21 protein-coding genes and 1 pseudogene are annotated in these 22,355 nt (G+C 59.9%); 11 read left to right on the top strand and 11 right to left on the bottom strand.

The window, feature by feature from the left end; genetic code table 11:
• Positions 1-150: 150 nt before the first annotated feature.
• Both BSY16_RS24445 and BSY16_RS24440 read right to left on the bottom strand, forming a co-directional pair.
• Positions 151-615, bottom strand: coding sequence for an MgtC/SapB family protein (locus BSY16_RS24445; protein ID WP_069062409.1), 465 nt, complete (start codon positions 613-615; stop codon positions 151-153).
• Positions 616-2,026: 1,411 nt separating this feature from the next.
• Positions 2,027-3,067, bottom strand: coding sequence for a LacI family DNA-binding transcriptional regulator (locus BSY16_RS24440; RefSeq protein ID WP_069062408.1), 1,041 nt, complete (start codon positions 3,065-3,067; stop codon positions 2,027-2,029).
• 102 nt (positions 3,068-3,169) lie between these two features.
• Between BSY16_RS24440 and BSY16_RS24435 the strand changes: the two genes are divergently transcribed.
• Both BSY16_RS24435 and BSY16_RS24425 read left to right on the top strand, forming a co-directional pair.
• The gene (locus BSY16_RS24435; protein ID WP_069062407.1) at positions 3,170-4,006 is read left to right on the top strand and encodes a phytanoyl-CoA dioxygenase family protein; all 837 of its coding nucleotides are present in this window, start codon (positions 3,170-3,172) and stop codon (positions 4,004-4,006) included.
• A 658-nt stretch (positions 4,007-4,664) separates the two neighbouring features.
• Positions 4,665-5,099, top strand: coding sequence for a DUF1810 domain-containing protein (locus tag BSY16_RS24425; protein WP_069062405.1), 435 nt, complete (start codon positions 4,665-4,667; stop codon positions 5,097-5,099).
• A gap of 72 nt (positions 5,100-5,171) precedes the next feature.
• Here BSY16_RS24425 and BSY16_RS24420 read toward each other — a convergent pair whose 3' ends face one another.
• The 3 genes from BSY16_RS24420 to BSY16_RS24400 all read right to left on the bottom strand — a co-directional run bounded on the left by BSY16_RS24420 (position 5,172) and on the right by BSY16_RS24400 (position 8,234).
• Positions 5,172-5,405, bottom strand: a complete 234-nt coding sequence (locus BSY16_RS24420; protein ID WP_069062404.1) for a hypothetical protein — start codon at positions 5,403-5,405, stop codon at positions 5,172-5,174.
• A 44-nt stretch (positions 5,406-5,449) separates the two neighbouring features.
• Positions 5,450-6,204 (bottom strand): IS5 family transposase gene (locus tag BSY16_RS31710; protein ID WP_502695997.1). Its coding sequence is split into 2 segments (ribosomal slippage): positions 5,450-5,860 and positions 5,863-6,204, totalling 753 coding nucleotides; the frame shifts between segments, so codons are not numbered across the junction.
• Positions 6,205-7,364: 1,160 nt separating this feature from the next.
• Positions 7,365-8,234: an SDR family oxidoreductase gene (locus tag BSY16_RS24400; RefSeq protein ID WP_171902480.1), complete on the bottom strand. Its 870-nt coding sequence runs from the start codon at positions 8,232-8,234 to the stop codon at positions 7,365-7,367.
• Positions 8,235-8,397: 163 nt separating this feature from the next.
• On the opposite strand from BSY16_RS24400, the gene xth reads away from it, so the two are divergent.
• Complete coding sequence (gene xth, locus BSY16_RS24395; RefSeq protein WP_069062402.1) at positions 8,398-9,180, top strand: exodeoxyribonuclease III; 783 nt, start codon at positions 8,398-8,400, stop codon at positions 9,178-9,180.
• Positions 9,181-9,182: 2 nt separating this feature from the next.
• On the opposite strand, the gene BSY16_RS24390 is transcribed toward xth, so the two are convergent.
• The gene (locus BSY16_RS24390; RefSeq protein WP_353652400.1) at positions 9,183-10,079 is read right to left on the bottom strand and encodes a hypothetical protein; all 897 of its coding nucleotides are present in this window, start codon (positions 10,077-10,079) and stop codon (positions 9,183-9,185) included.
• Positions 10,080-10,277: 198 nt separating this feature from the next.
• Here BSY16_RS24390 and ku (BSY16_RS24385) point away from each other — a divergent pair, with 198 nt between their 5' ends.
• Genes ku (BSY16_RS24385) through ligD (BSY16_RS24375) form a run of 3 tightly spaced genes read left to right on the top strand, consistent with a single transcriptional unit; the run spans position 10,278 to position 13,121 of the window.
• Positions 10,278-11,183: a non-homologous end joining protein Ku gene (gene ku, locus BSY16_RS24385; RefSeq protein ID WP_069062400.1), complete on the top strand. Its 906-nt coding sequence runs from the start codon at positions 10,278-10,280 to the stop codon at positions 11,181-11,183.
• Positions 11,184-11,194: 11 nt separating this feature from the next.
• The gene (ku, locus tag BSY16_RS24380; protein ID WP_069062399.1) at positions 11,195-12,007 is read left to right on the top strand and encodes a non-homologous end joining protein Ku; all 813 of its coding nucleotides are present in this window, start codon (positions 11,195-11,197) and stop codon (positions 12,005-12,007) included.
• A 55-nt stretch (positions 12,008-12,062) separates the two neighbouring features.
• On the top strand, positions 12,063-13,121 hold the full coding sequence (ligD, locus tag BSY16_RS24375) for a non-homologous end-joining DNA ligase (RefSeq protein ID WP_069062398.1): 1,059 nt from the start codon (positions 12,063-12,065) through the stop codon (positions 13,119-13,121).
• 6 nt (positions 13,122-13,127) lie between these two features.
• On the opposite strand, the gene BSY16_RS24370 is transcribed toward ligD (BSY16_RS24375), so the two are convergent.
• Genes BSY16_RS24370 through BSY16_RS24360 form a run of 3 tightly spaced genes read right to left on the bottom strand, consistent with a single transcriptional unit; the run spans position 13,128 to position 16,591 of the window.
• Positions 13,128-13,505, bottom strand: a complete 378-nt coding sequence (locus tag BSY16_RS24370; RefSeq protein ID WP_069062397.1) for a DUF4112 domain-containing protein — start codon at positions 13,503-13,505, stop codon at positions 13,128-13,130.
• A 37-nt stretch (positions 13,506-13,542) separates the two neighbouring features.
• Entirely contained in the window at positions 13,543-16,182 is a 2,640-nt protein-coding gene (gene ligD, locus BSY16_RS24365; protein WP_069062396.1) for a DNA ligase D, read from the bottom strand.
• A gap of 37 nt (positions 16,183-16,219) precedes the next feature.
• Positions 16,220-16,591, bottom strand: coding sequence for a hypothetical protein (locus tag BSY16_RS24360; protein WP_150130134.1), 372 nt, complete (start codon positions 16,589-16,591; stop codon positions 16,220-16,222).
• A 205-nt stretch (positions 16,592-16,796) separates the two neighbouring features.
• Between BSY16_RS24360 and BSY16_RS24355 the strand changes: the two genes are divergently transcribed.
• Positions 16,797-17,147 (top strand): response regulator, encoded by a 351-nt coding sequence (locus BSY16_RS24355; RefSeq protein ID WP_069062394.1) that lies wholly within the window; start codon positions 16,797-16,799, stop codon positions 17,145-17,147.
• A 126-nt stretch (positions 17,148-17,273) separates the two neighbouring features.
• Here the strand turns inward: BSY16_RS24355 and BSY16_RS24350 are convergent, their stop codons facing one another.
• Positions 17,274-17,966 carry a DUF899 domain-containing protein gene (locus BSY16_RS24350; RefSeq protein ID WP_083243105.1) on the bottom strand — a complete coding sequence of 231 codons (693 nt, stop codon included), beginning with the start codon at positions 17,964-17,966 and terminating at the stop codon, positions 17,274-17,276.
• 217 nt (positions 17,967-18,183) lie between these two features.
• Between BSY16_RS24350 and BSY16_RS24345 the strand changes: the two genes are divergently transcribed.
• The 4 genes and pseudogenes from BSY16_RS24345 to BSY16_RS24335 all read left to right on the top strand — a co-directional run bounded on the left by BSY16_RS24345 (position 18,184) and on the right by BSY16_RS24335 (position 21,636).
• Entirely contained in the window at positions 18,184-18,420 is a 237-nt protein-coding gene (locus BSY16_RS24345; RefSeq protein ID WP_069062393.1) for a DUF6894 family protein, read from the top strand.
• A 64-nt stretch (positions 18,421-18,484) separates the two neighbouring features.
• Positions 18,485-18,853, top strand: a complete 369-nt coding sequence (locus tag BSY16_RS24340) for a response regulator (protein ID WP_069062392.1) — start codon at positions 18,485-18,487, stop codon at positions 18,851-18,853.
• 404 nt (positions 18,854-19,257) lie between these two features.
• Positions 19,258-19,707, top strand: a pseudogene (locus BSY16_RS33315) (methyl-accepting chemotaxis protein); the annotation flags it as partial.
• The gene (locus tag BSY16_RS24335) at positions 19,690-21,636 is read left to right on the top strand and encodes a hybrid sensor histidine kinase/response regulator (RefSeq protein WP_502696030.1); all 1,947 of its coding nucleotides are present in this window, start codon (positions 19,690-19,692) and stop codon (positions 21,634-21,636) included. The pseudogene BSY16_RS33315 and the gene BSY16_RS24335, both read left to right, overlap by 18 nt.
• Positions 21,637-21,749: 113 nt before the next feature.
• Here the strand turns inward: BSY16_RS24335 and BSY16_RS24330 are convergent, their stop codons facing one another.
• Complete coding sequence (locus tag BSY16_RS24330; protein ID WP_069062391.1) at positions 21,750-22,343, bottom strand: general stress protein; 594 nt, start codon at positions 22,341-22,343, stop codon at positions 21,750-21,752.
• Positions 22,344-22,355: the final 12 nt, after the last annotated feature.

The following is a 22,355-nucleotide window of genomic DNA, read 5'->3' as shown; positions in this document are numbered from 1 at the left end:
TCGACGCGCAGAATACCGAACGCCGTTCAGAGGGCGAATCTTGTGACGGTGAGACCTGCGTAACAAAGCTAGTGATGGAAGAAGCCTATGCGAGATAGCCGACGAGCAAACTCCGTGGGTTATTTCACCGTCATCAGCGACCCAGGAGCGTTATTCGCCCTCCCGGCGGTCATCCTTGCCCTCTTCTTTGAGGTTTGAGAGGGTGCGCAACGTCAGAAATGTTACGAGAGAGAGCACGATTGCCGTGTCGAAGGAGCCGAGCCCGACGGCGGTTCCGATAGCGCCCGTCGCCCATAGGCTTGCGGCCGTTGCCGTGCCGCGTACGCTGGCCTTCACGACGAGGATGGCGCCGCCTCCGATGAAGCCCATTCCGGTGATTAAACCTTCGACGATCCGGGCGGTGGCTTCAGCGTTGCCACTAATGAGCGGTTCCGCGGCCTGGATGAAGCCACAGCTTGCGATCGCCACCAGGGGAAACGTCCTGAGGCCGGCGCTTCTCTCGTGCTTTTCGCGGTCCCAACCGATCGGTAAGGCAAGCACATAGGCGAAGAGAAGCGACCCCAGATGCGGAAGGAAGTCGAAGTTTGCCCCAATCGTTTGCAGCCACTCGGTCAAGCACGCCCCCCTCTGCCAATCTGCAGGTTAGATAGCTTCCCACCCCCGCGGGACAAGGTGTGGAGGTCTCCATCGGTCTTATTTATCACCGGCAACGTTCCATAGGCATAGCTCCCTTCCCGCGACAGCCCGACGCCAGCTCATTGTCCAATCACAGCCTTATCTGGGAGGTAGAAAGGATCGCGGCGGTTTTCCGAACTGGTACCTTCGAAGGCGGCCGTCGGGCGGCGCGCGCTGGTGCTTCTTGCCGAGCTCCCCATCCGAATACGCTCCGACCGCCCCAATCCTTTCACCGGCAGAGCGCGCCAACCGCGCCTTTCTGGAGCTCCGCACCAATAGGCTGCACCTGGCCGCACGTCTCCGGTTAGACCTCGGAGAACATAGCGGCGAGGGAAAATGTCCTCTCGCGTCTCCGCCCGTAGGCGACCGCATGAAGCACCTCAAACGGAAGGTGGAGAAGCCGTTCGGAAATACGGTACGGCCCCACAGAGCGGCAAAGGATGCCGCTCCGTTCACGGCGTTTTACTTTTGTGGTGGAGGTCGGAACAAAGAGGGCCGAATGTGAATTTGAGCGTCCGATCAGTCAAGCTGGGAGAGCGCTATGAGAGGCAGATCGCAAGAGCAAAGAAAGCAAGACCATACTCTTTTAGCGGCTGGGGCGCTGGTGGTAGCCGGGCTTATGATGCTTGGCATTCCGCCGTGGATTCTCTTTGGCGTCTAAACACTGCGCCCTGCATAGATTGGCGGCACGCGCCCGTACGCGTGAAAGTGACGTGCACGCGGCGAGCATGGTGAGCTTAGGGTTTGCCATTGCTCTTCTCTATATCTTTCTGATGACTCGACTCGCCCCGTAACCCGTGTTTGATTTCAAGCGAAGGGGAAGTTTCAAATGGTCTACGAGTGGGACGCAAAGCGCGCTCGGCGCGCCTATTCAATTAAGTGGCTGTCGGTGGGCGCTGCGACCTTGGCGACCGTCGGCTTACCACTTTGGCTCGTTCTTCATGCCATGGGCTTTCTCGCCCTTTAAGCATCGTGCGAAAGTTGCACATTGTAGGGAGGCAGTCGCGCGGGCCAGACCGCCTGTCGCCGGGCTTATGCCGAGTCTACCATGTGATAATCACGACCATCCTGAGCGTCTGCGAATGGGGAGTATTGTCGACCGATTGGCGTACTGTTGCGGCGCAGTAGTTCTTTCGAGCCAAGCAGTGTTTAGCGTTGCGCAAATCAATGCACACGTCTTAGCAACCGAGACATCGCCGTGGCACTTGCAACGGCTGTCCCACACTCTTGAGTACTGACCTCAGCTTCGGCTTACGTCACTGAGCCTTGCATGCTCTCATTCAAGTGCGAGGTCCAAAATATCCATCCGCAGAAATCACCTGTCTCTCTTCTCTGCACCCGCGTCGTCATGTCAGGCCGACTTGCGACTGATCGAGCCCCGGGCGATGAACGTGCATACGACCTTATGAAGGCTGCGGTGCCCTGAGCGGGATTTCTTTGCGAGTTCCTCGATGGCCCAGGCTCCCATCGGTCGGTGCGGAAGCTCCAGGGTGGTCAGTTGTGGCCGCAAATGGCGCGACAGTTCGTCGTCATCGTAGCCGACGACGGAGATGTCCTGGGGAATGCGCAAACCTGCTTCGCCAATCGCCATGAAGCAGCCCATCGCCATCTTGTCGTTCTGGCAGAAGATCGCCGTAGGCGGCTCTCGAAGTGAAAGGAGCTTTTGTGTTGCCTCGAAGCCGGATGTCGGCGTCCAATTTCCTTCGGCCACGAGGGCGTCATCGTAGTTAAGCCCCGCTTCCGCCAGCGCCGTACGATAGCCCGCGAGGCGATCCTGCGCGGCCTCCATGAAGCTCTCACCGACGATCGTTGCGATGCGTGTATGCCCCTTCTTGATGAGGGATGTCGTGGCCGTGCGCCCCCCGGTCATTTCATCAGGAACGACGGCGGGAAAACGGTTATCACTGGTGTAGCAGTTGAGCAGAACCAGCGGCACTGAAAGGTCGTCGAAGACCGCGTCGAGCGATACGCGACGGGTGAAAATCGACATGTAAACGATACCCTGGACTCCGGCCTGCAGAAGGCGCGCCACCGCCTTTCGCTCATTTTCGGCTCGCCCCTGCGTCTGCGCCACGAGAATTGTAACATCGTTCTCCCATGAAGCGTGCCGGGCGCCCTCGATGGCGTTGACCGCCTCAGGGGTTGTCGCGAGCTGGTCGACGATGAAACCGATACAGCCACCTCGGATGTCTTCGAGGCCCGCGCGACGTATGGGGCTTGCGAGCCCATAGCCAAGCTTATGCGCTACATCTAGCACGCGGACGCGAAGGTCAGAGGATATTTTGATGTCCGTGACATTGTTGAGGACGACCGAGACCGTTGCCTGCGAGCAGCCTGCCGCCTTGGCCACATCCATCATAGTCACGCGCTTCTTCGTTTTCCCGCCGCTCATGTACCCCCCATTTTTCCCTCTCTACACTAACTAATAAAATTCGGCCATTGACTAATAATTATTAGTAGAGGTAGCCTTTCCGAAGATCGGGAGGAGAACCGGATGAACACGAAGCCAGCATTCGACTACGATATCGCTGCGCAGACGGCGCAGCTGGCAGCAGACGGCATCATTGGGCTGAAGGCTGCCTTCAGCCCTGCATGGGCCGACGAGATGCGTGAAGACATGATGACGGCCTTCTGGTCGGCTATCCAAAGACCCGGGGGCGCGGTCGGCCGGGGACCACGCCGCTGGTATGTCGAAATCCATCCGCAGGCCTTCCGCGGTTTCGTCGATCTCATCACCCATACATGGGTCGTGGATGTCTGCACCAATGTGCTGGGACCGGACTACCAGATCGTAGAGATCGGCCTCGACGTACCGTTCCAGGGGGCGAAGTACCAGCCGTGGCACCGCGACTTCCCATCTCCCGCCGATACTTATCGTGACCGCCAGATCACCGCGCTTGCCTTCAACCTCACCGGTGTCGACGTCACCGAAGACATGGGGCCGTTCGAAGTGGCGCCTGGAACGCAATACGACGATGGCCGGGAATGGAAGCACGAAATGTTCCCGGATAAGGCGCTCTGGAGCCGTTTCCAGGAACGTGCAACACGCAAGTATCCGCAGCGCGGCGACATTTCCTGCCGCTCGGCGCTAACGGTCCACCGTGGCACGGAACATCAGTCCCCAATTGCGCGGCCTGTCTTGGTACTGGGTGTGGACAGGCCGGGCGCTGGACATGCCGAACTGCACGACATGATGGTTACCCGGGACTGGTACGATGCCCTACCTGAAATTGGCAAGAAGCACCTCGTCTGCCGCGTCGTTGACGAGCTCGCTCCGATTACCCAGAAGCACGACATCGAGGGCCTTGTTATGGGCGCTGACCCAAGTTGATCACCGCCTTACGGCGGCCTATCGCGACGTCACCGACAGAAAGCAAGGCATTCCGATCGCGACCGACATCATCACCCTGAGGTTTGAAGACGAAGGGCGCTCGAACCTTATCGGGGAGCGCCTTCCGACCATGAGGACTACAAACGCGCGACAATTGATCGTCGCTGCAGGTAGTCATCGATGACGGGCAGTAAGCGAGGGATCGGGGAAGGTATCCGACAAATCAAGGTCATCCGGATGGGTCAACACCTGAACAGGCGTTTCGAGGCAGGCGTCGCAGATCCCGCACCCATCATCGTCCATCGGCTGCCCAGCCTGACCACAGCAGGCGCAGACCACTGGTTGGCTCCCCCCGAAGCATCGCCGAGGCAGTGTAATTTCAACAGCGTCATCGGACAGGATGTCGATGGCAATTTCTTGCATCGCAGGTGTCTCCGTCAATTCGTGATGAGGAAATAGTTTCGGCCAAAGGCTTTGCAATGGCGATTTCTGGCCATTGGTGTCCCCGTCTTGCCGCCATGTCGTGCCGCACTATCTCCGGTGGACGGATGGTGATTTCGTCTCCACTTCCGAGACGACAACCAGTCGTTCCGACGGCTCGCTGATGCGAGCCCGCGCGTCCGGCGGTTTTTTGGATGATGCACGAGTGGAGGCCTAGATGGATAGACATGATCCTTTCAAGCTCTCACGATTTGTCGACGCTCAGGAACTCGCATTTGCTGCCGCCCTCGACGAACTGCGGGCGGGACGCAAAGAGACCCACTGGATTTGGTTCATCTTCCCGCAACTGCGCGCACTGGGCCGTTCGCCGACCGCCCAGTTCTATGGACTTGTATCATTGGAAGAAGCACGGGCCTATCTCGAACATCCTGTCCTGGCTGACCGCCTTGCGCAGGTCACAGATGCCGTTCTCACCCATCGCGGTCGAACCGCTCACGACATCTTCGGTTCGCCCGATGACCTGAAGTTCCGCTCTTCTATGACGCTGTTTTACGAGGCTTGCGACCACACTATTCCGCGGTTTCGCATCACCCTAGAACGATACTTCGACGGTGAGGCGGACAACCGCACCCTGGAGCTTATCCGACGCTGATGACCAATTGCAGAAAACTGCTTCGCGCTGGCGGCGCTTCAAAAGGAGCGGCCCGTTAACGTCTTTTCGCATCTAAGCGGCCGTGTCTCGACTGTAGAACATCCTCGCAGACGCCTCGACGACCGAGCGATGCTTCTTTGCATCAAAGGCACCGGCCGGAAATGTTTCGATGAGATATTTGGCAAAGGCCTCCTTAGCGCCATCGGAGGCGTCAAACCAAGGTTGCACGGTCATTTCGTCGAACAGCAGTTTAAGGCCGTGTAGCTCCTCTGGTTCAAATGCCGTCTTGACGAAAATATGATCCATGTGCGCCTCCCAAAATGCGCGCTTCAGATAAGGGTCCGGACTCACTAGAGCCACCAGATGACGGCCGCGGCGAGAGCGACGGCACCCATGAAGTTTTTGATGTTGCGATCGAAGCGGGTGGCGAGGCGACGCCAGTCCTTGAGACGGCAGAACATACGCTCGATGACGTTGCGCTGCTTGTAAACGGCGCGGTCGTACTCGTACTGGACCTTGCGATTTCGACGTGGCGGGATCACAGCCTCGGTACCGCGCTCGTCGAGCCACTCGCGCAGAGCCTGGCTGTCATAGCCCTTGTCCGCGACGAGCTGCGCGCAGGGCGGCAGGGCTTCGATACACAGCCTCGCCACCTTGCAATCATGGACGTTGCCGGGCGTCAGGAGCAGGACGTGAGGGCGACCTTTCGCGTCGCAGACGGCATGGAGCTTGGTGTTCCGTCCGCCTTTCGTGCGGCCGATACCATGAGCCAAGGCCCCCCTTTTCCCCCGCCTGCGCAGCGGTGGACCTTGATGCAGCTACTATCGATGAACAATCGGTCCGGCGCATCTTCGGCTCCGGCAAGTGCGCTGAAGATGCCTTCCCAGATGCCGCGCTCGGACCAGCGAACGAAGCGATTGTAGAGCGTCTTCTTCGGTCCATAGACGTCGGCGCAGTCCGCCCAGCGGCCACCGCATCGCAGCGCGTGGACGATTCCGCTCAACACGCGACGATCGTCCACCCGCGGCTTGCCCCGCACATCCGTTGGCAGGAGCGGTTCGATCCGTTCCCACTGCGCATCGGAAAACCAAAAGAAATCATACATCTCACCGCCCTTTCGTCGCGGCAATGAATCATGTCCCAGCGCTCAGGGAAAGCCAATTATTGGGTCCGGACCCAAGAGACTTCCTTACGATTTCAAGAGATTGCCGCTCCACGTGACTATAGATAGTTTCCGCCGGCACGCGGGCCGAACGCAACATCCAGCTGGCTCAAATAGGCACCGCCGCGAAAGGCGTGCCAGGCAAAAAGGACCGATCCTCCAGGACCGGGCCTTTCGCCGCGACTGCTGCTGGCTGAAGCACACACACTCCAGCAACAGCCCACCCCCGGATGATGTGATCCTATGCCGGTGCGACCGTCGCCGCTTTAAACTTTGACATACTAATCATGCGTCCACATCGCTCCTCGACCGCCGTCCCGCAAACTGGAACTGCTAGAAAGCAGGTTCTGCTATGGGAAGAATTTTAGGGGTCGGGGTGTTCGAACGATTTTCAAGATAGACTCTGGCCGGCGCGAATGCTTCATTTCCGTCTTGGAGGAATGCCTATGGTGTACGAGTGGGATGAAATGCGCGCCCGACGGACGCGAGTAATCAAAATTGCCTCGATGGTGGCTTTGACAGCGTCTGCAATCAGTGTGCCGGTCGCGTTGCTGCTGACCGCCTCGCCGCTCTAGACGGTTTGCATAGGTATCGTGGCCTATGGAGCGGTCGGTGGAATAGGTTGGAGAGCTTATGCAAACCGCACAGCCAAAAGCGCCCAATGCGATCGATATCACGGTCGGTCGACGTAATCGTCCGCGGCGTGCAATGCTGAGTTTTAGCCAAACCAAACTGGCCATTGAAGTGGGGGGACGTTTCAGCAGGTGCAAAAGCACGAAAACGGGCGTAGATAGCGTCGGATGGAGCCGTTTGCAAAGCATCGCCCGATTTCTCGGGATTCCAGTATCGTGTTTTTTTGACCTCGGAGCCTCCCGGTCAGAATAGGCCACTGCCTCCAGCGAAACTTTGTACGACTTCGTGCTTTCCGCGGAGGGCCTGGAGCTAGATCAAGATTTTCTCTCGCTTACCAATGAAGAGGTTCGCCGCAAACTCGTTGCGATGGCGAAGGCTCTCGCCAATGACCAAGATGACAGCGATATCGAGTAAGCGCACGCTGGAGACTATGTCTCAGTGACCAATGCGTGGTGCGCATATGTCCTCGCTCAGATCATAATCTCACCTCCCGTGACGGGTATGATCGCACCGGTCATATAGCTGCCGAGATCAGAGGCGAGCAGAACGAATGCTCCCGCCAGTTCGGCGGGCTGGCCGGCGCGGCCAAGCAACGCCTGCTTCCCGAAACTCTTTGTCTTTTCTGGCGGCATCGTCGAGGGGATGAGCGGTGTCCATATTGGCCCCGGCGCGACGGCATTGACGCGAATGCCCTTGTCAGCGACCATTTCGGCAAGGCCAGCGGTAAAATTCGATATCGCGCCCTTCGTTGCGGCGTAGGCTAGGAGATGGGGCGACGGCTGGCGTGATTGAATCGATGTCGTGTTGATAATTGCGCTTCCGGGTTTCATGTGCGGGATTGCCGCCCGCGCGAGAAAAAATGGCGCATAGATGTTGGTTCGAAAGGTTCGATCCCATTCCTCGGTGCTGATATCGCTAATGTCAGCATAGGTTCGCTGGAAGGCAGCATTGTTCACGAGAACATCGAGCCGGCCGAAGTTTTCCAGGCACTGGCGTACGAGATGCTCGCAGTGAACTTCGCTGGTGATATCGCCAGGAAGGATGACAGCTCGTCGGCCCGCATCCTCAACCCACCGCGCCGTTTCGTTCGCATCCTCGTCTTCGCTTTGATAAGAAATGACGATGTCGGCACCCTCGCGCGCAAATGCGATCGCGACAGCGCGGCCGATACCCGAGTCCGCCCCTGTGATTAGCGCCACCTTCTGTTCAAGGCGCCCCGATCCTGCGTAGCTTTCTTCACCGTGGTCTGGAATAGGCTGCATGTTTTTCGTTAGACCAGGTGGAACCTGTTCCTGAGCGGGTTGCGGCGGCATTGGACGGTGTACAGCATCGTCACGCATCCCTATCTCCGTTGGTAAGGGGATTCACCACCAAACTCGCGATCGCCATTTATGTTCCTGCTTCGAGAGACCACAGCCCGTTTGGACACTATACCCGGCCGGAACTTTTGAAATTGATGGACGGTTTTCTCTTCCACCTGATCGCCGGATGAAGGAGAAATTTATGAAAATCGCCACCTACAACGTCAACGGCATCAACGGCCGTCTACCCGTCCTCCTTCGGTGGCTGGAGGAAGATGCGCCCGACATCGTGTGCGTGCAGGAACTCAAATCACCGAACGAGCGCTTTCCTCTGCGCGAACTGCAGGCGGAAGGTTACGAGGCCGTCTGGGAGGGGCAGAAGAGCTGGAACGGCGTCGCGATCCTCGCGAAGGGTAGGTTGCCCGTCTTGACGCGACGCGGCCTGCCGGGAGAACTCGACGATCGCCATAGTCGCTATATCGAGGCCGCAGTCGACGGCATCCTGATCGGCTGCCTATACCTACCGAACGGCAATCCAGCGCCCGGCCAGAAGTTTGACTATAAGCTGCGCTGGTTCGAGCGTTTGCAGACTTATGCGGCGGACCTACTCGCACTCGACCTGCCGGTGGCGCTGATCGGCGACTTCAACGTCATGCCGACCGATCTCGACGTCTACGCGCCGGAGCGCTGGCGCGACGACGCATTGTTCCGACCGGAGGTCAGAAAAGCCTATGCCGATCTCCTCGCACAGGGATGGACCGACGCAATCCGCCACCTGCACCCCAAGGAACGCATCTACACTTTCTGGAAATACTGGCGCGGCTCCTTCGAACGTGACGCCGGCCTGCGCATCGACCATCTCCTCCTCAGCCCGGCGCTTGCGCCCTGGCTGAAGAAGGCGAGCGTCCGCCGCGGCCCACGAAGCTGGGATCATACCAGCGACCACGCGCCTGTCATGATCGAGATCGAGCCGCCATCGGATTGACGTCAGGCCGGAGCCTCTCTTCTGACACTGCGCTCGTGCGCCCTTGCCGTCCGCCGCGCCTCGCGCAATTCCTCAAGGGTCGGCAGCCACCAGCCGCGCTGGTGCTCGTGCTCTTCCGGCACCTTTTTCGAGGGCCAGGTCTGCACCAGCTCCTCCAGCGAAGGCGTTCGCCATAGACCCCAGACATGATCTTCCGCGATATCACGATAGAGATCGGCAATCTCGTCGCGCTCGACCAGCTCACCGGTGATGTCGATCAAGACAACGATCCCATAAAGCCTTGTCGCAAGTGGCCGATCCAATAGCGGCAAATCATCGCCTGGAAGAGGGATGCGCCGGCGCTTGCGCTCGGCCGCCCGGCGGCGGGACAGTCTTTCCTCGTCGGTTCCCTTGCGCGCCGCGGCCCGCTTGCGCCGTTCTTCAGGTTCATTTCGCTGCGCTTCCGCCTCGATAGCCTCCCAGCGATCGACAAGATCGTCATAGGAAGCGAACGGCACCCGCCAGACCTTATGCTCGCGATCCCAACGGGCAAGTGGAACCTGCCGGATTTCCGCGATGAGTTTGTGTGAAAAAGGCGTTCGGATGCGAAACCCGTCCCTGTCGGCGCTGAGATAGGGGCTGAGGATCGGCTCGAACGCATAAGCATCTCTGCCCTTTTCCTCGGCGTATGGATCGACGCGGGATTCTTCCTTGGCCAGCCAGCGATCGATGCGCCGGCGCGCAGTCGTACCGGGGACGATCCAGGCCTTTCGCCGGTCGCTCCAGCGAGCACGCGGGAATGCCTCGCGAAAACGCTGTACCGTCATCCGGTCGAATGGAAACGAGACCGTGGCGCGCTCGTCGACCTCTACGGCGTCGCCGCTAATCTCGTCATCGTCGACCATCGCATCACCCGTCACGTTCTCTTCCAGTTGAGATTCTCAAGAAACGCACGCCGCCCCGAAAAGATGCAGCAAATCAAAGGCATGATCGAGACTCGTCAAGAACGAGGAAGAAGCGGCCTAACTTATTGATTTCTGATTCTTTTCGACTCGGAACAAATCTGCCCGTCATTCGCTTGACTCGCTTTGGTTGCGTCGAGTCGGGAGTTTTCAAGAATGGGCGGTCACCGTGCTCAGTGGAAGGGTTTCATCAAGTTCGGCGAAGTGAGTTGCGGTGTAGGCCTCTACACGGCCGCCAGCACGTCCGAGCGCATCTCGTTTCACACGATCAACCGCCGCACGGGCAATCGCGTCAACCGTGTCTTCATCGATAGCGACACCGGCAAGGAGGTCGAGCGCGAGGCCCAGACCAAGGGCTTTGAGATCGAGAACGGACAGTACATCATGGTCGATCCGGAGGAGGTGGCCGCTACCATTCCGGACAGCGACAAGACGCTGCAGATCGAGGCCTTCATCTCCTGCTCCGACGTTGACGACGTCTATTTCGACAAACCCTACTATCTCGTGCCGAACGACCGGGTTTCGTCAGACGCCTTCACCGCGCTGCGTGATGCGATGGAGAAGTCGAAGGTCGCCGCAGTTGCCCGCACCGTCCTGTTTCGCCGCATGCGCACCGTGCTGATCCGTACCCACGGCAAGGGCCTGATCGCCACCACGATGCAGTACGACTACGAGGTCCGCTCCTCGGAGAAGGCCTTTGACGAAATTCCGAAGCTGCGCATCAAGGGGGAGATGCTGGATCTCGCCAAGCATATCATCGCCACCAAGAAGGGAGCCTTCGACCCGACCGCGTTCGACGATCGCTATGAGACGGCGGTCGCTGAACTGGTGAAGGCGAAGATCGAAGGCAGGGCCTTTCCGAAGCGCAAGGCGGTCACGGTCTCCAAACCGGACGACCTGCTGGCCGCGCTGCGCGAAAGCGCCAAGATGCTGAAGGCCGGTGGCGATGAACCGAAGCGGTCCGCCGCCAATGCCGACAAGGGCGCCGGGCGCAAGCCGGCGGTGCGCTCCGCGGCATCGAAGGCGCGCGGCTCGTCGTCCGCACAGCGTAAAGCCGGTTGAGGAGAACGATCATGGCGCCGCGTCCATACTGGAAAGGCTACCTGAAGCTCTCCCTCGTCACCTGCCCCGTCTCAATGTCACCGGCGACCTCGGAGAGCGAGAAGGTTCGCTTCCACACCTTGAACAGGGAGACCGGCAACCGCGTCGTCTCGCAATATGTCGACTCGGTCACGCGCCAGGCGGTGAAGGACGAGGACGAGGTGAAGGGCTATGCCCGCGGCGAGAACGACTATGTCCTGCTCACCGACGACGAACTGGACGCCGTCGCGCTCGACACGGTGAAGACCATCGATATCGACAAGTTCGTCCCGCGCGACAGCATCGAATGGATCTATCTGGAAAAGCCGCACTATCTCGTGCCCGACGATCCGGTCGGTCATGATGCCTTCGCCGTCATCCGCGACGCTATGGCTGCCGACAAGGTGCTCGGCATATCAAAACTCGTCATCGGCCGGCGCGAGCGTGCTGTCGTGCTCGAACCGCGTGGCGAAGGCATCGTGCTCTGGACGCTGCGCTTCGGCGACGAGGTCCGGCCGGAAGAGCCCTATTTCGAGGATATCGACGATGAATCGGACCCCGATCTCATTCCCCTTGTCGAGAAATTCATCAAGCAGCACACGAAGACCTGGTCCCCGGACATGGTTTCCGACCCCGTGCAGGACGCTCTCCTCGACATCATCGCAAAAAAGAAGAAGGCGCTGAAGCCCTCGAAGAAGGGCAAGGTCAAGGAAGAGACCGGCGTGGCTGGCAGCAACGTCATCGACATTATGGACGCTCTGCGCAAGAGCTTGGCGGCGAGCGGAAAAGGAAAGCGCGCATCCTGAAATCGTCACGCAGGGCACTTATGTTCGTATTCTCTCGCATGCATGATGGATCTCCATGAAAGTGAAGCGCCGATCGGCCGTACCCTTGCTCGATGAATCCGGCACTGCGCTGCGGTCGCGGCCGGTCCGCCGACGCGACCCCGAGCAGCCAAGCCTGCCCTTCGATCCGATGCCCGAACGCGTCGAGCCGTGCCTGGCGCTTCTCCGGCCGACCGCGCCGGAAGGACCGGAATGGCTCTTTGAGATCAAATGGGACGGCTATCGCCTCGCCATCCACATCGAGCCGAAGGGCGTGCGGATCATCACCCGCAGCGGCCATGACTGGACCCATCGCTTTCCCGGGATCGCGGAAGCTGCGAAGAAGCTCGGCGTCGGGACCGCCATCCTCGACGGCGAGGCCGTGGTTCTCAACAAGGAGGGCCACGCGGATTTCGGGGCGCTGCAACGCTCGCTGGGCGGGCGCGGCGGCAAGCGCGCCTCGACGGAGGCGGTCTTCTTCGCATTCGATCTCCTCTATTTCAATGGTCACGATCTGACGAACACGGAGCTTTCGGTTCGCCGGCATCTCCTTTCCGACTTTCTCGACGGCGCGATCGGCGCCGTGCAGCTCTCGGAAGAAGCCCACGGCGATGGCGTCGAGCTTCTGGCAAATGCCTGTTCGATGGGCCTCGAAGGCATTGTCGCCAAGCACCGCGAGCGGCCGTACCGGTCGGGACGAACAGGCGACTGGGTCAAGATCAAATGCGTCCAGAGTGAGAGCTTCATGATCGTCGGCTACGAGCAGTCCGCTGCTGCGCGTGGCGGGATCGGTAGCCTTCTGCTTGCCGCCCGGCGCGGCGATAGCTGGGTGTCGGTCGGCTCTGTCGGAACCGGGTTCAAGGCGAAGGATGCCGGATACCTGCGCAAGACATTGGACAAGCTGAAGTCGAAGAAACCGGTCGTGCCGGTCAAGGGGAAGAACTACGTCTTCGCGCTGCCGACGCTCATCGCCGAGATGGAGTTCCGCGGCTGGACCGACGACGGAAATCTGCGCCACGCCTCCTATAAGGGCCTGCGCGAACGACAGGACAATGCCGCCGTCTTCGACATGGATACCTTGGTCGGCGGCAAGTGATCGTCCCTATCGATCGAGATCTGCGTGATCGAGGCCGAAGTGGTCCAGCACCAGCTGCAGATTGCGGCGATTGGATTTGAAATAGACATCGAAGACATCACCGAGCACCGGCACGCTTCCTGCGACCGTGTCGAAGCCGACATTGACGAGCATCTTCACCAGCTTGTCATTCGGCACGCCGAGACGGCGCGCCTCGTTGACGATGACGAGGCTGATGGCCGCCGCTGCGAAATCGCCGACGCCAGGGATCACGCCAAGAACCGAGTCTGCGCCCAGCGATATGCGCGTGCCGGGAACGCGGAGCGCCGTGTCCATCAACCGCGCCAGGCCGCGAATGCGCCGAAGGCGGATCAGGTGCTCGATGGGGACATTGTGATTTTTCATGCTTCCTATGTGGTCTTGGCGCCCCGCCGTTCAACGATCATGCCGCAGCCTTGTGCTTGCCGAGCCGCTTGATGGCCTGTTCGAGCGGGCGCTGTCCGTCGCAATAATCTTCCCAGGCGCTTGTCTTCGCCAGCAGCGCCGGCACGGTCCGCACTGTGAACCGCTTCGGGTCGAGATTGGATTTGACCTGCGTCCAGGTCAGCGGCATCGACACGGTGGCGCCCGGACGCGCCCTTGGTGACAGAGGGGCGACGGCCGTCGCCATGCGGTCGTTGCGCAAATAGTCTAGAAAGATGCGGCCTTCCCGCAGGCTCTTGGTCATCTTGATGAGATAGGCGTCTGGGTTGTCGCGGGCCATCTCCTGGCAGACGTCATGGGCAAAGCCCTTTGCCTCGGCCCAGGAGAGTGGCTTGCGGGAATTGACCGCAAGTGGCGTCACGACATGCAGCCCATTGCCGCCGGTCGTCTTGCAGAAACTGATGAGCCCGAGGTCGTCCAGTCGGTCGCGCATCTCGCGGGCGGCCGCGACGACAGCCGAGAATGGAACATCCGGCCCGGGATCGAGGTCGAAGACCAGCCGGCCCGGCACTTCGGGCTTTCCCGGTTCGCAATTCCACGGGTGCAGCTCGACACCTCCAATCTGCGCGATGGCGATGAGCCCTTCGATCCGGTCGACTTGCAGGTATGGTTTCTTGTCGCCGAAGACCTTGACCAATTCCAGCAGGTTCGAGGTGCCGGGCATGGCGTGGCGCTGGAAGAACTGTTCACCGCCGATCCCATCCGGCGCGCGGATGATCGAACAGGGGCGACCCTTGACGTGTTCGGTGAGCCAGGCGCCGACGGCTTGGTGATAACGGGCCAGATCCTCCTTGGTGACGGGCTTACTGTCACCAGCGTCCGGCCAAAGCGGCTTGTCCGGATTGGAGATGAAAACGCCCATGACCTCCGCTTTGGCGCCCTTGCGGCGCGCGGGTTTCGCATTGGTTTCAGGCGCGGGCTCGGGAGTCTCCGTCTTCGCCGGCGAGGCCGGCTTCTCCGCTTCGACCTCCGCCGCCGCCTTGTCTTCCCGAAGGCCCTTGAAGGCAGCCTGGCGAACCAGGCCGTCGGCCGTCCAGCCGGCGAACTCGATCTCGGCGACCAGCTCCGGCTGCAGCCAGAAGACTTCCTTTTCTTTTCTCGGTGCGCCGATCCCGGTGAAGGGCGATTTCGAAGTTTCGAGCGCCCTCAGTTTTGGTAGAAGCGTTTCGACCTTCTTCGCGCCATAGCCCGTGCCGACCCGGCCGACATAGACGAAGTGTTCGCCGCGATTCACGCCGACGAGGAGGGAGCGGAACTTTCCGTTCGTCCTGGCGTAGGCGCCGATGACAACCTCATGCCCGGCCCGGCATTTCGATTTCGCCCACGTATCGGTCCGGCCGGATCGATAGGGCGCATCCGCCTGTTTCGAGACGATCCCCTCAAGCGAGAGCTTGCAGGCGGAGCGTAGAACCGCATCGCCGCCCGTCTCGAAATGCTCGACGAAACGCAGATGCGGATCCTTGGTCGCGTCCACAAGCAACTGCTGCAGGCGGGCTTTCCGGTCGACCAAAGGCTTTCTGCGAAGGTCTTCCCCGCCATCGAACAAGAGGTCGAATGCAAAATAGACGAGATTGCCGGTGTTGCGCTCCGACAGCGCTGCCTGCAATGCGGCAAAGTCCGGGGCGCCGTTGTCGTCGAGCGCGCAAATCTCCCCGTCTATGATGCAATCGGGAAGCGCCGCGGCTGCTTCCGCAATCTCAGGATACTTCGCGGTCCAGTCCAACCCCTTTCGGGTTTTCAGCGTCACCCCGCCGTCAGCGACCCGCATCTGAATCCTGTACCCGTCGAACTTGATCTCATGCAGCCAGTTGTCGCCGGCCGGAGGGCGTTCGAGCGTCTGGCAGAGTTGCGGCGGTATGAAGTCGGGCAGGTCAGCGGCCGTCGATGTGGCTACATCCTTGCGGGCCCTCTTTTTGCGCTCGTCGGCCGCGAGGCCGTGCTTGCTGTCCCACACAGCATCGGCCTCAACCTCCCCGCTTGCCGTCATGAACGCTACCGGATACCGCCCCTTACCGGCGGCGATCTGTTCCATCTTCCGGCCGGATGCGACCGAGGTCATGTTCTCGTCCAGGATGGCAGCGCCGTTCTCATCGACGGCGTGTTCGTCGTGATGCTTGATCAGCAGCCAGTTGGTCCGTTTACCGCCATCGCGATCATTGCGCATCCGCACCAGAACGAAGCTGCCACTCAGGCGCATGCCATGGAGCATGAACTTGAGGTCACCCTTTTTCAAAGCTTCTTCCGGGGACTTGTTGCCTTCGGGTTCCCAGTAGCCGCGATCCCACAGCATGACCGTACCACCGCCATATTGGCCTTTCGGGATGGTGCCTTCGAAGTCGCCATAGTCCAGGGGGTGGTCCTCGACTTCGACGGCCAGCCGCTTGTCATGTGGATCGAGCGATGGGCCCTTCGTCACCGCCCAAGATTTGAAGACGCCGTCGAGTTCGAGGCGAAGATCGTAGTGAAGGCGAGTGGCATCGTGCTTCTGGACAATGAAGCGAAGCTGATTTGCTTGTCGCACAGCGGCAGACCCGCTTGGTTCCTGCGTTTGCTTGAAGTTGCGCTTGCTCTTGTAGGTTGAGAGCTTGTCACTCGCCATGTTTACCTCGTTACTTTCGCTTCACGGAGGCGCTCACCTAATACCAGATCCTTCGGTCCAGCTGCGTGGCGATCATCGGGACGGCGGCAGCGCCAGAAGCACCGAGACGTAAGCGCTGGACGAGCCGGCCAAGAAGACAGGTTACGGCAATGATTGCAGCAATCCTTAGCCAAGCATGACGCTCGCCCCGCGACAGTGGTGTATCAATCCCGTCCGCCTGCCCACGAATCGCGACCAATCTGCCGCGGAGGTCAGCGACTTCCCGTCTAAGCGCCGCGAGCTGCCGCCCAGTGGAGAGGTTATCGCCCTTCACATCGGGGTTGCTGACCAGAATAGCCTCTTCGATTTCCGCCAGGTGCTCGCGCAACTGCGCTGGGCTGTCGAACCCCTTCGCTCGGATATCGGTCATCCTAAATATCTCCATCGCCAGATTCAAAGCCCAGCAACCAGGAATATGGGCGCTGTGCGTTGAGAACCCCGCTGCACGACAGTTGTTCCCATCGCCTGCGCGTCGCCGATTGCGTACACGCGGGCGGGTAGCATTGGCCGAATGACGGACTGCTGAAGCGGGCGCCGTACCGTGGCACCATGAAAAAACTGACAGACGTTGACGATTGATCGCTTCTCATCTGGAAACCATTGTCGAAGAACAAGGCCACGAACGGCTGGGTCCAGCTGCAACGGTCGAGCAGGCTCTTGCCCATGCGCCGCGAGCGGACGTCGCATTCGTGGATGTCGGACTTTCCGACGGGAACAACGGGCAATTGCTGGCGCGCCGCCTTGTCGACCGCTTCGGGATAGAGGTTATTTTCGTCACTGGGGATCCGGGCACACTTCAAAACGGCTTTGATGGGGCTCGCGCGGTCATAAGGAAGCCCTTTCGCGAGGAGGACATCATATCAGCGCTTACTGCAGCGCTCGACCGACGCCAAAGGATGGTCGGAAAAGCACGTTTACCACAATGATCTCGCCAAGGATTCGAATTTGCATGCCACTACGATGGGACGAAGCGTATCGACCCAGATGAAGCGCGGGCAATTTTGCTTGAGATTTCAGGCCTTGCCTGCGGTGCCGTAGTGGTCGTGCAAGCGTCACCATTTGTAGGGCTCTCCGTGGGGTCGACCGACAGGTGCATCCTGCCAGGTTTCCTGCCTGCCTAGGGGCGTTAGATCAAGAAGCGTGAAGACCGGGCCTACTGCCTCCACACCGCGACCGTTCATGAAATAGGTGCGATACGCTCGATCACCGTCACGGACGAAGACATTGATGCCGAACATGTCCTCGACATCGAAATCCTGAGAAAATCGATTGTCCGGCAGCGTCACCCACGGCGTCGACCAGCCCATCCGCTTCTTGTAGGCGGCGATTCTGTCCTGCGGTGCGGTCGACGCGACCGTAAACGTAATGTCTCGGGCTGCCAGATGCTCGTGGTGCGTGACACTGTCGGCGAACATGGAGCATCCCGAGCATGCGCCGTCCGGCCAGTTTTCCACGTCAGGAGCAAAAAAGAAGCGATAGATGATGAGTTGGCGGCGCCCCGCGAAAAGGCCAAGAAGATCGGTTTCGCCGCGCGCGGTCAGAAACCTGTAATCCGTCGCCACTTCCACCATAGGAAGACGGCGTCTTTCAGCTGCCAGCGCGTCGTTTTCCTTCATGAGGGCCTTTTCTTTCGCAAGTAGGCCGCTTCGCGCTTCTTGCCACTCCTGTTTCGACACGATCTTGGGCCACTTGATGTGGTTCACGGTCGATGACGGGGGAGGAACTCCCGGTTTTTCGTGCGCCATAGCTGGATCCCGTCAGAAAGCAACTCACTACAACGATGCGCGCCGTCGTTGGGTTCCTATTTCAAAATCGCCTGCTGCGGTCCAAGGATTCTCCCTTCGGTCGTCGGCAGCATGCCGTTCCACTGGACGTAGTGACACTGCCCGGCGGCGGTAAAGACTTGAGCGGCAATGGAACAAACGCAGTCTGCTATCGTTCGGCAGGGAACTGGATAAGACCATGCCAAGATTCTACTTCCACATTCGCGACGGAGAGAGCTACGAGTTGGATACCGTTGGGGCGGAGTTCGACAGTCTCGATCTGGCTCGACGCGATGCCTGCCTCGCTGCGCGCGAGATCATCGCGGAAAAGTTGATGGCTGGCGACGTGCTCGATGGGCAGCGATTCGAAATCACCGATGAGACAGGCGTACGTGTAGAAACAGTTGTGTTCCGATCGGTCCTCAACATCCAATAGAAGATTGCGTAGCCATAGACGTGGCGTCAACGCTCGCTTCCCCCTCGCACCTGAAGACGTGCCAATGACAAGTGAATCCCCTTACGTTTTGATCGCTGAAGACGAATTCCTCATTCGGATGAGCGTCGTGGAAGATATGAGGGACGCGGATTTTCATGTGTTCGAAGCAAGCAACGCGGTGGAGGCGTTGGCACTTTTGGAGGCCCATCCTGAGATAGACACGCTTTTTACGGATATTGATATGCCCGGCTCGATGGACGGATTGGCGTTGGCGAAAGCGGTCCGTGAGCTGCGCCCCGATGTCATGATTTTGCTGACCTCGGGTTACCTGAGGGTCGCGCTCAATGACCTGCCGGACCAGTTTCCCTTTTTCTCCAAACCCTATGAAATCGGCCGCGTCATAAACCATATCCGAGGGCATCTGACGCAATAGGCTGGTACTGATTGCGTTGGTTCGACCTTTACGCCATAAAAATACGATTAATAAGCCGCCTCGAAGTGTGCAGCGTCTCTTTCCTTGCATGCTTGCCCTCAGGCTTTCTGAGATATTGGATTGTCCATGGCACTCGTAAAGACATCTCAACTGGGCGCAAAGGCTACGTCGGCCAAAGCCACTCAGGGCGAGCCTCCGGCTCTAAATGTCGGCAAGGCCGCAACCACACGCCGGTCACAGGACCGCACTCGCCTCCGCCGGCAGAAGGCGGCAGAGCGTATCGGCGCAGCGACAGAGGAACTCGCGACCGGGGTCGCCGAGGCCGCATCGGCAGCAGAAGAACTTCGGCGCGCACTAGAGCAGATCGCAAGCGGCGCCGAAGAGGCCGCAGGCGCAGCCCATGAATCCCTCTCCGCAACGACCCACCTCTCCGAACGGTTTTCCGAAGCCCGCTCCGAAGCCGAAGCCGCGCGAGGTCGCACGGAGAAGCTTCAAACGTCAGTTTCGAATCCGCCGCGCAGATCGAGTCGTCAATCTCGGCGATCGAAGCAAATGCCGCGCGGCAGACCGCATCTGTCGCGGTCATCGCCAAGCTTCAATCCCAGGCGGAAAACATTGGTACGACGACCGGCGCCGTCGCCGACATCTCGGACCGGACGAACCTGCTCGCTCTCAATGCGGCTATAGAGGCGGCCCGCGCCGGTGAGAATGGTCGCGGCTTTGCCGTCGTGGCGGACGAGGTGCGCGCACTTGCCGAAATTGCCGAACGCAGTTCGCGCGACGTCAGCCAGCATGCGGCAACGATCGTCGGCGGTGTTTCTCGGATTGCTGCACGAATTGCCGCCGCAGCGGAGAAGGCTCAGGCCCAGACGAAGGCAGGACGGACAGTCTCCGAGGAGCTTCATGCAGTTCGCGCGGGTCTGACGAACAGTGTTTCGGAGCAGTTCTGCCGGCTATTCGGGCTGCACCCGACGCGCGTCCTCCCCATCGGAACGCTGAATGATCTCATTCACCCGGACGACGAGCGGGTGATTGACCTCAGCGATCCGGATGCCCTCCAGAATGATCGGCATATCGAATTTCGCGTCACACGCGCCGACGACGGCGCCGAGCGCTGGCTTGCACGCCGCGGTGAATATGTCGATGACATCAAGAGTAGCGGTCGACGTTATGTTGGGGTGATCTTCGATGTCACGGATGCCAAGCGGACCCAGGAAAGCCTGCACGCGGCCAACGACGCCCTCGCCAAGCTCGCGCAAGAGAGCATGCGAGAGCGAAATCGCGTCTGGAACAATTCGCGTGACCTCCTTGTCGTGCTCGACACCGCCGGCGTGTTTCGGGACGTCAGCCCGGCGTGGGCGGAGATACTTGGCCACGATCCGGACGATGTCGTCGGTCGGCCGATCGTCGATTTTGTGTGGCCGGAGGACGTTGATCTCGTCCGCGCGGAAATGCGCAAAGCGGCCGAGAATGTCTACAATGATCTCGAAATCCGCGTCTCCCATATCGACGGAACGCCGCGTACCATCTCCTGGAGAACGTCGCGAGAGGACGACCGAATCTTTGCCTACGGTCGCGACATCACGGTGGAGAAGGAACAAAAGGCCATTCTAGAGCAAACCGAAGCGCAGTTGCGCCAGGCGCAAAAGATGGAGGCTGTCGGGCAGCTTACCGGCGGCATCGCGCACGACTTCAACAATATGCTCACCGGCGTGATCGGCGCGTTGTCGCTCATCAAGAGGCGCATTGCAGCAAACCGTCTGGACGAATTGGATAAATTCATCAATGCGGCGACGTCCTCCGCCGAACGCGCGGCGGCCCTGACCCATCGTCTGCTGGCCTTCTCCCGCCGGCAACCGCTTGACCGCCAACCGGTCGACGTCAATGGTCTCGTAGCCTCGATGGAGGATCTTTTTCGCCGCACCCTGGGTGAGCAGGTTGAACTGCTCATCAATCTTGCGCCAGATATCTGGAAGGCCTTCACAGATCATAATCAGCTGGAAAGTGCCGTTCTTAACCTTGTTATCAACGCGCGTGACGCAATGCCGCAAGGCGGCAAACTTACCGTCGAGGCAAGTAACGTCGTCCTCTCAGCATCCGATCTGGCCCAAGGGGAAACGTTGAAGCCGGGGAGCTATGTCGTGCTCGCCGTCAGCGACACCGGGATCGGCATGTCGGAAGCAACAATCGAGAAGGCGTTCGACCCGTTTTTCACCACCAAGCCCATCGGTCAGGGAACCGGCCTCGGCCTCTCGATGATTTACGGGTTCGCCCAGCAATCAGGTGGACATGTCCATATCTACAGCCGTGTCGGTCTGGGAACGACAATCAAGCTCTACCTGCCGCGAAGCCTCGATGAGAGATTGTCGGGCGAGGGCATGATGGAAGAAGGGGCCGCCCCGCCCCGCGGCGAAGGGCAAACGGTACTGGTCGTTGAGGATGACGATTCGGTTCGCATGCTGGTCGTCGATCTCCTGAAGGAACTTGGATATCGCGTAATCGAAGCTGTCGACGGCGCAGAGGCGATGCCCGTCATCGACGGCAAGGGACGCCTTGACCTCCTGGTCTTTGACGTAGGACTGCCCGGCCTAAACGGCAGGCAATTGGCGGAAATCGCGATCGCGAGCCGTCCCTCGCTGAAAATTCTCTTTATCACCGGCTACGCAGCGACCGCGGCATCGCGCGCTGATTTCCTCGCACCAGGCATGGAGATGATCACCAAGCCATTTGCAATCGACTCGCTCGCAAAAAAGGTAAGCGAGATGCTCAACACCGGTCCGTAAACCTTTCCGGCTCTCGCAATGCTATTGAGTAGAGCGGGGCGACGCGGTAGGCCGACGGCTTTACGACTACAACTGAAAAAGGCCGGCAATTGCCGGCCTCTTACTTGAACGCTTTAACGTCTGTAGCGCAGACGTTCCTGCTCGATTTCGGCCGTACCATAAGGCTTCTGCGTGTCATCGAAGCGCGTCCAACCGCCCTCGGCATAGGCCGCGCGCCGCTGCTCGGGATCCACCCAGTTCGACTTGCGAAGGATGGCTTCGGCTTCGGGCTGGAGGCTGTCGTCGACCTTCGCGGTCACCAGCGTGCCGCCGCGGCGCACACCTTCGGCATAGACGTGGGCGTGTTCTTCGGACACGCCGGATTCGGTCAGAGCGCCGATCAGGCCACCGGCCGCACCGCCTGCCACAGCACCGGCGACAGCACCTGCTGCCGTGGCAGCAAGCCACCCGGCAGCGACCACCGGCCCGACACCGGGGATGGCCATGATGCCGAGGCCCGTCAGCAGGCCGCCGACGCCACCGACGGCAGCGCCGATGCCCGCGCCGGTTCCGGCGCCTTCAGCGGCATTGGTTTCCTTGCCATGGCGTTCGTCTGCATTGTTGGAAACGATGCTGATATCGCTGGAGGGCACGCCGCGTGCCTCCAGGGCGCTGACGGCGGCGCTGGCATCGGAGTAGTCGTCGAACAGTCCGGTAACGGTTTTCATGGGAATCTCCTG

Origin of the sequence: Sinorhizobium sp. RAC02, assembly GCF_001713395.1 — a bacterium.
Classification (GTDB): Bacteria; Pseudomonadota; Alphaproteobacteria; order Rhizobiales; family Rhizobiaceae; genus Shinella.
Note: the sequence above shows the minus strand (reverse complement) of the source record. Positions and strands in the feature narration are given on the sequence as shown.